The organism is Rhizorhabdus sp. GW822-FHT03C02, from assembly GCF_058801765.1.
In genome coordinates, this window is sequence record NZ_JBXANN010000003.1 from 255,520 (window position 1) to 267,314 (window position 11,795).

An 11,795-nucleotide genomic window follows, 5' to 3' on the forward strand; every position below is an offset into this window, starting at 1 on the left:
ATAGCCGCCGATGCGAGAAAGCGAGCCTTGCCGAGCAACATTTTATATCCCCTCGAAATTTCCCGGATCAGGCGCCCGGTTGCGATATTGTGAACGCATAGAAACCGGAATCGGCGATCGTCAAGCTAAATTGCGTAATGATATCGATTATGATATACGCATTCCGTTATTATTGCTCTGAAATTTGCTGAATCTGGAACGGTTTCGCCATCATGCGTAATCGATAAAACAACATATTACGCAAAACGTAGGTTGCTCTGGCTTCCGTAAAAGCCGTGCGCTAGGATCGCGCATCGTTCGCGACAGACGAACCAGGAGAGACCCTATGGCCCCGACCATCGCCGATGCGGAGCTGCGTACCGATCGCGCGCGCGTCCATGTCTATACCTATCGCTATGAGACGCCGTCGCATCACACCCGCTCGCCGGGCGCCGACGTGCTGGCGCTGTTTCCCGATCAGGCGCGCGGCGCCGCCGGCTTCTACCGCGCCGGCGGGGTCACCAGCCGGCTCTGTCCGCTCGGCGGGCTGATGATCGTGCCGGCGGGCACCTCGATCAGCGCGATGGGCCCCGGCGGCGAGCGGCGGCTGGCGGTGTGCACGATGGCGGACGGGCTGCTGCCGCGCGATTTCGACCGGCACGACCGGCGCCATCTGGCGATGTGCGGCGATATCCGCGACGCCCATATCCGCGGAACGATGCAGCGCATGGCCGCCGAGGCGACCCGGCCCGGCTTTGCCGCCGACGTGCTGATCGACGGCCTCGCGCAGGCGCTCCAGGTCGATCTCGCGCGCTATTTCGCGATGGCCGGCCGGCGCGAGCCGGGCAGCCGCGGCACGCTCGCGCCCTGGCAGCTCCGCCGGCTCGAAGATCATGTCCAGGCCGCCGATAGCGGGCGCATCCGCATCGCCGATCTCGCGGCGGTCGCCGAGGTCAGCCCGAGCCACCTCGCGCGCACCTTCAAGAAGAGCACCGGCCGCACCGTCCACCAGTTCATCGAGGAGGTGCGACTGGTCCGCGCCCGCACCCTGCTCGGCAACACCAGCCTGCCGCTCAAGCAGATCGCCGCCCAGCTCGGCTTCGCGACCCCGAGCAGCTTCACCCTCGCCTTCCGCCGCGCGACCGGAACCACCCCCGGCCGTTTCCGCAGCGAGATGGCGGGGATCGCCTGAGGCGTGCGGGAAGGGCGGGGCGGTTGATGACGCGATCCGGACAGCGATGCGCCGATCGGAACATCCGCGACAAGCGCGGCTCCGCCGGGCGGCATCTATGACATGATCGGGAAAGGGAGGGGAATGGCAGGCGAACGCGTGATCAGGATCGGCGGAGGATCGGCCTATTTTGCCGACAGCACGCTCGGCGTGCCGCAGCTGCTGGCGGCCGGCGGGCTCGACTATCTGATATTCGACTATCTCGCCGAGGCGAGCATGGGGATGCTCGGCCGGATGCGGCAGGCCGATCCGCAGGCGAGCTATCCCCCCGATTTCCTGACCGTCCATGTCGGCCCGCATCTCCACGAGATCGCGCGGCAGGGGATCAAGGTGGTCGCCAATGCCGGCGCGCTCGATCCGCGCGCGCTGGCCCGGGCGCTCGAGGCGCGGATCGCCGCCGAGGGGCTGTCGCTCAAGGTCGCCGCGGTTACCGGCGACGACCTGCTGCCCCGGCTCGACGACCTGCGCGAACGCGGCCTGCGGGACATGTTCACCGGCGCGGCTTTCCCCGACGAGGTGATCACCTGCAACGCCTATCTCGGCGGCTTCCCGATCGCCGAGGCGCTGGCGCGCGGCGCCGACATCGTCGTCACCGGCCGGGTCGTCGACAGCGCGATCATCCTCGGCCCGCTGATCCACGAGTTCGGCTGGACCGCGGGCGACATCGACCTGCTCGCCGCGGGCACGCTCGCCGGCCATCTCCTCGAATGCAGCACCCAGATCACCGGCGGCACCTTCACCGACTGGCGCGCGGTCGAGGGCTGGGAGACGATCGGCTTCCCGATCGGCGAATGCCATGCCGACGGCAGCGTCGTGATCACCAAGCCCGAGGGCAGCGGTGGTCTCGTATCGGTCGGCACCGTCGCCGAGCAGCTGCTCTACGAGGTCAGCGATCCGTCCGACTATATCGTCGCCGACGTCTCGTGCGACTTCAGCGGGGTGCGGCTCGAACAACAGGGGCCGAACCGGGTCCATGTCAGCGGCGCGAAGGGGCGGCCGCCGACGCCGTTCCTCAAGGCGAGCGTCACTTATGGCGCCGGCTGGCGGGCGACCGGTTACCAGCCGATCATCGGTGAGGAGGCCGGCGCCAAGGCACGCCGCCAGGGCGCGGCCTTGATCGCGCGGGCCCGCAGCCTGCTGCGCGCGCGCAACCTGGCCGACTTCACCGACACCGCGGTCAGCGTGATCGGCGAGGAGGCGAGCTTCGGCGCGCACGCCCGGACGACCGGCGCGCGCGAGGTGATATTGAAGATGTGCGCCGACCACCCGACCCCGGAAGGGGCAGGGCTGTTCGCGCGCGAGCAGGCATCGGGCATCACCACCATGTCGGTCGGCACCGCGATCAACATCGCCACCAGCGTGCTGCCGCTGACCGGCATCTTCGCCTTCCTGATCCCGCGCGACGAGGTGCCGGCGACGGTCTGGATGGCGGGCGAGAGCTGGGACGTTTCTTCGGGCACCGGCCGCGCCACCGATCCCGCGCGCCCGGCGGCGCCAGCACCGCCGGAGCCGGATGAGGCGCTGGTCCCGGTCGACCTGATCCGGCTCGCCTGGGCGCGCAGCGGCGACAAGGGGGCGCTGTTCAACGTTGCGGTGATCGCGCGCGATCCGGCCTTCCTGCCGTGGATCGCGGCGGCGATGACCCCCGGGACCGTCGCGGACTGGTACGCGCATCTCGGGCAGGGCGGCGTGCTGCCCAAGGTCGACCGCTTCCACGTCCCCGGCCTGTCGGCGCTCAACTTCGTCGTCCACGACGCGCTCGACGGCGGCATATTGCGCGGCCGCGGGCTCGACCCCGCCGCGAAGGGCATGGCGCAGATGATCATGCGCTTTCCCGTGCCGCTCCCCGCAGCCCTCGCCGCGCAGGCGGCCCCCGATCCCATGGAGACCCGGCCATGAACGATTATAGCTATCTGATGAAGGGCATCGTGCCGCTCTCGACCCAGAGCAGCACGCTGGTCAGCTCGTCGCGTTACCTCGACGATCCGCGGCTGCGCGACTGGGTGGCGACCCATATGCTCCGCCGCAACGGCCCCGACGTGCCGACCCCGTCGGACTCGATCCAGCTCGTGATGATCATGCGCGAGATCCAGGACATCGACCATATCAACGCGCTGATCGCCGAGGAGCGCAGCCGCAATCCCGCGCTCGACGCCTGGTTTGCGGCACGTTTTTCGTCGAGCTTCAGCCGCGACGATCTCGCGCGCTATGCGCCCGACACGGTCGGCGGGATCTTCTACCGCCAGCTCGTCGACAACGACCTGCAGGTCGACATCGTCCCCAAATTCACGCCGCGCAACGACTATGAATATTTCCAGCTCCGATCGGGCCAGGTCCATGATCTCGAACATATCCTCGGCGGCGGCGGGTTCGATTTCATCGGCGAGCTGGTGCCCTATTATATGCGGCTGACCAACCTGTTCGTGCATCTCAGCCCCGAGCTGGCCGGCGAGCTGTCGGCCTTCTCGATCCTCGGTTCGACCCGGATCATCACCCGCGCGGTGCTCCATTATCCGCAGACCTGGCTGACGGTGATGGAGACGATCGAGCGCGGCGCCAGGGTCGGGCGCGAGTCCGATCCGATCTACATGATGCGCTACGAGGATGTGTTCGACATGACCCCCGACGCCGCCCGCGCGCATCTCGGCATCCGCGGCGCGCGCCTGGTCGATACCTCCGAGGCCTCTGCGCTGTGGTCGTGATGAAGGCGCCTTCGATCCGCGAGCATGCGGGTGCCGGCGGGCTGCGGCTGGTCGCGACCCACCAGGGCCCCGATGATGGCGCGCCGGTGCTGCTGCTCCATGGCGGCGGCCAGGCACGCGGGTCGTGGGCGGCGTCGGGGGCGGCGCTGGCGCAGGCGGGCTATCGCACGATCGCGCTCGACCTGCGCGGCCATGGCGACAGCGACTGGTCGGACGACGGCCGCTACACGCTCGACGCCTTCGCCGACGATCTGCGCGCGGTGGCGGCGACCCTCGACCGGCCGCCGGTGCTGGTCGGCGCCTCGCTCGGCGGGCTCGCGTCGCTGCTCGCGGTCGGCGAGGCGCCGGCGGTCGAGGCGGCGGCGGTGGTACTGGTCGACATCGTGCCGTGGATGGAGCCGCGCGGTGGCGAGCAGGTGGTCGGCTTCATGCGCGGCACCTCGCGCGGCTTCGACACGCTCGAGGCGGCGGCCGACGCGATCGCCGACTATCTGCCGCATCGTCCGCGGCCCGAGCGGCTCGACGGGCTCGCGCGCAATATGCGCCGCAAGGCCGACGATCGCTGGTACTGGCACTGGGACCCCGCCTTCGTCGCGCCGCAGGACGGCTGGGACATGGACGAGATCAACCGGCGGCTGTCCGCCGCGGCGCGGGCGATCCGGGCGCCGCTGATGCTGGTGCACGGCACCGCCAGCGAGATCGTCTCGGCCGAGGGCGCCGCGCGCTTCCGGACGATGCTGCCCGACGCGGAGATCGTGCCGATCGCCGGCGCGCATCATATGCTGGTCGGTGACGACAATGACGCCTTCCTCGCCGGTATTCTGCCGTTTCTCGATCGCGCCGCCGCGCGGGTCGCGGCATGAGCGGCTTCGTCGTCCCCTCGCGCGAGGAATCGATGCAGCGGCTGATGCGCGGCTACACCCGCGTCGCCGGCTTCGCGCGCGATCGCGCCTACACCACCGCCGACAGGCTCGAGGAGCGCGCGGTCGATGCCGCCGACCGGCCGTTCATCCTGTTCGAGGATCAGGCGATTTCCTATGCGGCGATGAACGCGCGCGCCAACCGGGTCGCGCATGCCGCGCTGGCCGCCGGGATCGGCCGGGGCGACGTCGTCGCGCTGCTGATGCTCAACCGCCCCGAATTCGTCATGGTCTGGCTGGGCCTCGCCAAGATCGGCGCGATCACCGCTTTGCTCAACACCAGCGCGACCGGCGAGGTGCTGGTCCATGCCCTCGGCCAGGTCGGCGCCAAGGGGCTGATTATCGGCTCCGAGCTCGCCGGCACCGTCGCGGCGATGCCGCGCGAGCGGCTGCCCGACCTGCTGTTCGAACAGTCGGAGACCGGCGCCGACCGGTCGGGCGAGGACTGGCGCGATCTCGACGCGGCGATGGCCGCGGCCTCCGACGCCAATCCCGATCCGGCCGGCCGCGCGGGGATCGTCATGGCCGACCCGCTCTATCTGATCTTCACCTCGGGGACGACCGGGCTGCCGAAGGCGGCGCGGATGAGCCATATGCGCTTCCTCAACGCCGGCGAGATGATGGCCGGGCTGATGGAATTCGGCGCTGACGACGTCATCTATTGCGTGCTGCCGCTCTATCATGGCGCCGGCGGGATGGTGGTGCCGTCGGTGGCGCTGGCGACCGGGCGGCCGTTCGTGCTGCGCCGCAAATTCAGCCGCTCGGGCTTCTGGGAGGATGTGCGCCGCCACCGCATCACCGCGGCTTATTATATCGGCGAGATCGTCCGCTATCTGCTCGCGACCCCGCCCGCGCCCGGCGACCGCGACCACAGCCTGCGGGTGATGACCGGCGCCGGCCTCAAGCCCGATGTCTGGGCGGCGTTCATGGCGCGCTTCGGGGTGAGCAACATCATCGAGGGGCTCGGGTCGACCGAAGCCAATTACGGGATCACCAACGCCGACAACCGGATCGGGTCGGTCGGTCGGCTGCCTTATCCGCAGGCGACCAATATCCGCATCCTCAAATATGACGTCGAGCGCGGCGAGCATGTCCGCGACGCCGGCGGCCGCCATGTCGAGGCCCGCCCGCACGAGGTCGGCGAGATCGTCGCCGAGGTGCTCGACGGCACCGGGGTCGGCGGCTTTTTCGAAGGCTATACCTCGGCCGAGGCGACCGAGGCCAAGCTCATCCGCGACCTGTTCGCGCCCGGCGACCGCTGGTTCCGCTCGGGCGACCTCGTTCGCTTCGACGAGGATGATTATTTCTTCTTCGTCGACCGGGTCGGCGACACCTTCCGCTGGAAGAGCGAGAATGTCTCGACCGCCGAGGTCGAGACGATCTTGTCGGGTTTTGCCGGCCCGTCGGTGATCAACGTCTATGGCGTCGCGGTGCCGGGAACCGAAGGGCGGGCGGGGATGGTCGCGCTGACCTATCCCGACGGCGCCGCCTTCGATCCAGCCGGTTTCTACCGTTTCGCGCAGGGGCATCTCGCCGCTTATGCGGTGCCCCTGTTCGTGCGGCTGGCGCGCGTCGCCGACATGACCGGGACCTTCAAGCTGCGCAAGGTCGAGTCCCAGCGCGAGGGCTACGACCCGGCCGCGACCGGCGGCGATCCCTTGTTCGTCGCCGACCCCGAGGCGGGCACCTACGTCCCGCTCACCCCGGCCGCGCTCGCCCGGTTGAATATCGCGCCGTTCGAAGGAGTTGCCGCACATGCACGTTGATTTCACGGCGGCGCAGAAAACGCTGCGTGCGGAATTCCGCACATATCTGGAAAATCTGATGACGCCCGAGGTCCGCGCGGCGACGGTCGATGCCGAAAGCGGCCCGGCTTACAAGGCGGTGATCCAGCAGATGGGGCGCGACGGCTGGCTGACGCCGGGCTGGCCGGTCGCCTATGGCGGGCGCGGGCTCGACCCGCTGACCCAGAAGATATTGCTCGAGGAACTGGTGCTCGCCGAGGCGCCGTTCCCGTTCGTGACGGTCAACACCGTCGGCCCGGCGCTGATGCGGCTCGGCACCGACGCGCAGAAAAGCGCGATCCTGCCGCGGATCGCCAGCGGCGACCTGATCTTTGCGATCGGCTATTCGGAGCCGTCGGCCGGCACCGACCTCGCCTCGCTGAAGACCCGCGCGGTGCGCGACGGCGACGCCTATGTCGTCAACGGCCAGAAGATCTTCACCAGCGGCGCCGAGGGTGCCGACTATATCTTCCTGGCAGTCCGAACCGATCCCGATGCCCCCCCGCACAAGGGCATCACCATATTGATGATGGACACCAGCCTGCCCGGCTTCTCGGTGTCGCCGATCTGGACGGTCGGCGGCTTCCGCACCAACGTCACCTATTATGAGGATGTCCGCATCCCCGCCGACATGGTGATCGGCGAGGTCAATGGCGGCTGGCGGCTGATCGCCGAGCAGCTCAACCATGAACGCATCGGCCTCGCCGCGCTGACCTATAGCGGCAATGGCTGCTTCGATCAGGTCGTCGAGTGGGCGCGCGGGATCGAGGCCGGCGGGGGCGGCCGGCTGATCGACGTGCCCTGGGTCCAGAGCGCTCTCGGCGAGGCCTATGCGCTGCTCCGCGCGATCGGGGTGATGGGCAACCGGGTCGCCGCTGAGGTCGCCCAGGGATCGACCCGCGCCGATCTCGCCAGCGGGCTCAAGGTCTTCGGGACCGAGGGGATGATCAGGGTGATGCGGCTGCTGCTCGACATATTGGGCCCGGTCGGGCTGATCCGCGACGGATCGCCGGGCGCGGCGCTGCGCGGCCGGATCGAGCGCGAATATCGCAAATGCCAGATCAACACCTTCGGCGGCGGCACCGCCGAGGTGCTGCGCGACATGGTCGCGCAGGTCGGACTCGGCATGCCCCGGGGAGCCCGCTGATGGAGGGCCTTCTGGAGCAGGCCCGCGCCTGGGTCGGCAAACCGGCGAGCGCGCCCGCGGTCGCGCGCGACGCGGTCAACCTGCCGATGATCCGCCGCTGGTGCGAGGCGATGGGCGAGACCAACCCGATATATGTCGACGAGGATGCCGCGCGCGCCGCGGGCCATCCTGGGATCGTAGCACCACCGGCGATGCTCGACGTCTGGGCGATGCCGCCGTTCCGGCCCGGCGGGCGCAGCCCCGAGGAGGGGATGGCGGTGCTCGGCCTGTTCGACGCGGCCGGTTACACCGGCGTGGTCGCGACCAATGTGAAGCAGGACTATGCGCGCTATCTGAAGATCGGCGACATCGTCACCTCGAGCCCGAGCGTCGCCGATGTCTCCGACGAGAAGCGCACCGGGCTTGGCATCGGCCATTTCGTCACGCTCAGCTATGCGTTCACGAACCAGGATGGTGAGGCGCTCGGGCGGATGACCTTCCGGGTGCTCAAGTTCAGGCCGAACCTCGCCCAGCCCAAGGCGGCGGCCGAGCCGGCGGGCGACGCCCCGGCCTTCGCGCATCCGCGGCCGGCGATTACCCATGACAACGCCTTCTTCTGGGAGGGGCTCGCCCAGCGCAAGCTGCTGTTCCAGTCGTTCGGCGGGCGGTTGCGCCATCCGCCCGGACCGATGGACCCGGTGACCGGCACGCTCGATTTCGCGATCGTCGAGGCGAGCGGGCGCGGCAAAATCCACAGCTTCGTGATCATCCACCAGCCGCGCATGCCGGGCTTCGCCTATCCGCTGCCGGTGGTGCTGGTCGAGCTGGTCGAAGGGGTGCGGATCGTCGCCAACATGATCGACGCCGACCCCGCCGAAGTCGCGATCGGTCGCGCGGTGACCGTCGATTATGTCGAGGTCGAGCCGGGCTATGTACTGCCGGCGTTCCGGTTGGTGCGGGCGTGATGCGGGTTTGGCGGACCGAGATCCTCCCTGCGCGAAGCGTGGGGAGGGGGACCGCTCGCAGAGCGGTGGAGGGGTTTTCCCGACCTCGCACCGCAGGGTTTCGGTGATGTCCCGCACAACCCCTCCACCGCCCTGCGGGCGGTCCCCCTCCCCAAAGCTGCGCTTCAGGGAGGATCTTCGTCCCATCTTCCCCGATCCCGCTCTCATCCAAGGATAGTCGATGGATTTCACCCTGACCGACGACCAGCGCGAGTTGCGCGATCTGGCGGCGCGCATTTTCGACGATGCGGTGAGCGACGAGAGTTTGCGCAACTTCGCCGCGGGCGATGCGCCCTATGACGCCGCGCTCTGGTCGACGTTGGCCGAGGCCGGGCTGCTCGGGCTGGCCTTGTCGGAGGAAGCCGGCGGGCTCGGGCTCGGAATGGTCGAGCTCGGGCTGCTGCTCGAGGAGCAGGGGCGCACGCTCGCGCCGATCCCGCTCACCGCGAGCATCGCGCTCGGCGCGGTGACGATCGACCGGCACGGCAGCGCCGCGCAGAAAGCGGCGTGGCTCAAGCGGGTGATCGCCGGCGAGGCGATCCTGACCGCGGCGATCGAGGAGGTCGGCGGGGTCGATCCGGCGGTCCCGGCGACGCGGGCCGAGGCCGACGGCAATGGCTGGCGGCTGACCGGGGCGAAGCCGGCGGTGCCCTATGGCGCGCAGGCGGCGGCGATATTGGTGACCGCGATGACCGCGAACGGCCCCGCGCTGTTCCTCGTCGATCCGGCCGGGCCGGGGGTCCGCATCGAGGCGCAGCGGTCGACCAGCGGCGAGCCGCAGGCGCTCGTCACCCTCGACGGCGCGATCCTGCCCGGTGACGCGCTGGTCGGCAGCGTCGAGCATGGCGCGGCGATCGTCGCCGATCTGGTCGACCGCGGGCAGGTCGCGCTGGCGCAGCGGCAGGTCGGGGTCGCCGCCGAGGCGCTGCGGCGCACCGCCGACTATGCGAGCGGGCGAATCCAGTTCGGCAAGCCGCTCGGATCGTTCCAGGCGGTGCAGCAACGCGCCGCCGACGCCTTCATCGACGTCGAGGCGATGCGGTCGACCGCTTTGCTCGCGGCGTGGCAGCTCGATCAGGGCGCGGTCCAGCCGGCCGATATCGCCACCGCCAAATATTGGGCGGCGATCGGCGGCCACCGCGTCGTCCACACCGCCCAGCATCTCCATGGCGGGATGGGCGCGGACGTCAGCTACCCGATCCACCGCTTCTTCCTGGTCGCGACCCAGATCGGCGAGGCGCTGGGCGGGGCCGCGCCGATGGCGGCGCGGATCGGCCGGGAGGTCGCGGCGGGTACCGCGGCGCCCCTCGCGTGAAGGATTATTCGATGTTCTTCGACCAGATATCACCGGGGCAGGCGCTGCCCGAACTCGCCATCCCGATCACCGCCGGCGCGATCGTCGCCGGGGCGATCGCGACCAATGATTTCGAGAATGTCCACCACGACAAGGCCGCCGCGCAGGCGACCGGGGTGCCCGACATCTTCATGAACATCCTGACCACCAACGGGCTGGTCCAGCGCTATGTCAGCGACTGGTGCGGCCCGGCGGGGCGGATCGCCGGGGTCGAGATCAAGCTGGGTGCGCCCAATTTCGTCGGCGACATAATGCGGCTGACCGGAAGCGTCGTCCGGCAGGAGGGGCGGCGGGTCGAGGTCGCGGTCAGCGGCCGCAACGCGATCGGCGAGCATGTCACGGCGACGATCGTCCTGGATTTTGACAGTCCCGATTCCGGAGATGTCCAATGACCGACGGCCTGTCAGGCAAGGCTGCGATCGTCGGCATCGGCGCCACCGAATTCTCTAAGAACAGCGGCCGGTCCGAACTGCGGCTCGCGGTCGAGGCGATCAGCGCGGCGCTCGACGATGCCGGGATCGACCGTGACGAGGTCGACGGGCTGTGCACCTATACGATGGACAATAATCCCGAGATCGAGGTGTTCCGCAACATCGGCGGTCGCCAGCTCAAATTCTTCAGCCGCATCCATTATGGCGGCGGCGCGGCGTGCGCGCCGGTGATGCAGGCGGCGATGGCGGTCGCGACCGGGGTCGCCGAGGTGGTGGTCTGCTACCGCGCGATGAACGAGCGCTCGCAATATCGGTTCGGCACCGGCTACACCCCGCCGCCGGTGCCCAACGCCGAATCCGCCCATTATGGCTATTATGTCCCGTTCGGGCTGGTTTCCCCCGCGTCGTGGGTGGCGATGGCGGCGCAGCGCTACATGTACGAGACCGGGGCGACCTCGGAGGATTTCGGCCGGGTCTCGGTCGCCTGCCGCCGCCATGCCGCGAACAACCCCAAGGCGTGGTTCTACCAGCAGCCGATCAGCCTCGACGATCATCAGGCGTCGCGCTGGATCGTCGAGCCGCTCCACCTGCTCGACTGTTGCCAGGAATCGGACGGCGCCCAGGCGATCGTCGTCACCAGCGCCGCGCGCGCGGCCAGGCTGCGCCAGCCGCCGGCGATCATCCGCGCCGCGGCGCAGGGCGCCGCCGACGACCAGCAGATGATGACGAGCTATTACCGCCCCGATATCGGCCGGCTGTCCGAAATGGACCTGGTCGCCGAGCAGCTCTACGCGCAGGCCGGCATCGGCCCCGACGCGATCCGCACCGCGACGCTCTACGACCATTTCTCGCCGTTCGTGCTGCCCCAGCTGGAGGCGTTCGGCTTTGCGGGACGCGGGCAGGCGAAGGAATTCGTGCGCGAGGGGAGCCTGGAGATTGGCGGGCGGCTGCCGGTCAACACCAATGGCGGGCAGTTGGGCGAGGCTTATATCCACGGCATGAACGGGATCGCCGAGGGGGTGCGCCAGGTGCGCGGGACCTCGGTCAACCAGGTACCCGGCGATGGGCTGGTGCTGGTGACCGCGGGGACGGGGGTGCCGACCAGCGGGCTGATCCTCGGAGGGGCGTGATGGTGGGCTTTGGGATCCTCCCCATCGCAGATGGGGAGGGGGACCACCCAAAGGGTGGTGGAGGGGTCTTCCAACCGCAGAGCCATCGCGATCGTCGACGTTCTGCACCACCCCTCCACCACCCTGCGGGTGGT

Annotated in this window: 10 protein-coding genes; all 10 read left to right on the top strand. The window is 69.2% G+C overall.

From position 1 onward, the window contains the following. The first annotated feature begins 325 nt into the window (after positions 1–325). On the top strand, positions 326–1,171 hold the full coding sequence (locus AC1RM6_RS11055; protein ID WP_493101062.1) for a helix-turn-helix transcriptional regulator: 846 nt from the start codon (positions 326–328) through the stop codon (positions 1,169–1,171). A gap of 123 nt (positions 1,172–1,294) precedes the next feature. Beyond that, positions 1,295–3,109 (top strand): acyclic terpene utilization AtuA family protein, encoded by a 1,815-nt coding sequence (locus tag AC1RM6_RS11060; protein WP_493101064.1) that lies wholly within the window; start codon positions 1,295–1,297, stop codon positions 3,107–3,109. Next, positions 3,106–3,912: a hypothetical protein gene (locus AC1RM6_RS11065; protein ID WP_493101066.1), complete on the top strand. Its 807-nt coding sequence runs from the start codon at positions 3,106–3,108 to the stop codon at positions 3,910–3,912. Before AC1RM6_RS11060 ends, AC1RM6_RS11065 begins: the two co-directional genes overlap by 4 nt. Next, complete coding sequence (locus AC1RM6_RS11070) at positions 3,912–4,775, top strand: alpha/beta fold hydrolase (RefSeq protein ID WP_493101068.1); 864 nt, start codon at positions 3,912–3,914, stop codon at positions 4,773–4,775. The genes AC1RM6_RS11065 and AC1RM6_RS11070 overlap by 1 nt, the downstream gene beginning before the upstream one ends. Continuing rightward, entirely contained in the window at positions 4,772–6,598 is a 1,827-nt protein-coding gene (locus tag AC1RM6_RS11075) for a long-chain-acyl-CoA synthetase (protein WP_493101070.1), read from the top strand. The genes AC1RM6_RS11070 and AC1RM6_RS11075 overlap by 4 nt, the downstream gene beginning before the upstream one ends. Next, positions 6,588–7,763 carry an acyl-CoA dehydrogenase family protein gene (locus AC1RM6_RS11080; RefSeq protein WP_493101072.1) on the top strand — a complete coding sequence of 392 codons (1,176 nt, stop codon included), beginning with the start codon at positions 6,588–6,590 and terminating at the stop codon, positions 7,761–7,763. The genes AC1RM6_RS11075 and AC1RM6_RS11080 overlap by 11 nt, the downstream gene beginning before the upstream one ends. Beyond that, positions 7,763–8,707, top strand: a complete 945-nt coding sequence (locus AC1RM6_RS11085; RefSeq protein ID WP_493101074.1) for a bifunctional MaoC family dehydratase N-terminal/OB-fold nucleic acid binding domain-containing protein — start codon at positions 7,763–7,765, stop codon at positions 8,705–8,707. The genes AC1RM6_RS11080 and AC1RM6_RS11085 overlap by 1 nt, the downstream gene beginning before the upstream one ends. A gap of 220 nt (positions 8,708–8,927) precedes the next feature. Then, positions 8,928–10,061 carry an acyl-CoA dehydrogenase family protein gene (locus AC1RM6_RS11090; protein ID WP_493101076.1) on the top strand — a complete coding sequence of 378 codons (1,134 nt, stop codon included), beginning with the start codon at positions 8,928–8,930 and terminating at the stop codon, positions 10,059–10,061. 11 nt (positions 10,062–10,072) lie between these two features. Next, entirely contained in the window at positions 10,073–10,492 is a 420-nt protein-coding gene (locus tag AC1RM6_RS11095) for a MaoC/PaaZ C-terminal domain-containing protein (RefSeq protein ID WP_493101078.1), read from the top strand. Continuing rightward, positions 10,489–11,661 (top strand): lipid-transfer protein, encoded by a 1,173-nt coding sequence (locus AC1RM6_RS11100; RefSeq protein ID WP_493101080.1) that lies wholly within the window; start codon positions 10,489–10,491, stop codon positions 11,659–11,661. Before AC1RM6_RS11095 ends, AC1RM6_RS11100 begins: the two co-directional genes overlap by 4 nt. Positions 11,662–11,795: the final 134 nt, after the last annotated feature.

Coding starts and splice junctions, on each gene's coding strand:
- AC1RM6_RS11065 (WP_493101066.1), top strand. CDS start 3,106: ATGAACGATTATAGCTATCTGATGAAGGGCATCGTGCCGCTCTCGACC.
- AC1RM6_RS11100 (WP_493101080.1), top strand. CDS start 10,489: ATGACCGACGGCCTGTCAGGCAAGGCTGCGATCGTCGGCATCGGCGCC.
- AC1RM6_RS11055 (WP_493101062.1), top strand. CDS start 326: ATGGCCCCGACCATCGCCGATGCGGAGCTGCGTACCGATCGCGCGCGC.
- AC1RM6_RS11095 (WP_493101078.1), top strand. CDS start 10,073: ATGTTCTTCGACCAGATATCACCGGGGCAGGCGCTGCCCGAACTCGCC.
- AC1RM6_RS11060 (WP_493101064.1), top strand. CDS start 1,295: ATGGCAGGCGAACGCGTGATCAGGATCGGCGGAGGATCGGCCTATTTT.
- AC1RM6_RS11085 (WP_493101074.1), top strand. CDS start 7,763: ATGGAGGGCCTTCTGGAGCAGGCCCGCGCCTGGGTCGGCAAACCGGCG.
- AC1RM6_RS11090 (WP_493101076.1), top strand. CDS start 8,928: ATGGATTTCACCCTGACCGACGACCAGCGCGAGTTGCGCGATCTGGCG.
- AC1RM6_RS11075 (WP_493101070.1), top strand. CDS start 4,772: ATGAGCGGCTTCGTCGTCCCCTCGCGCGAGGAATCGATGCAGCGGCTG.
- AC1RM6_RS11070 (WP_493101068.1), top strand. CDS start 3,912: ATGAAGGCGCCTTCGATCCGCGAGCATGCGGGTGCCGGCGGGCTGCGG.
- AC1RM6_RS11080 (WP_493101072.1), top strand. CDS start 6,588: ATGCACGTTGATTTCACGGCGGCGCAGAAAACGCTGCGTGCGGAATTC.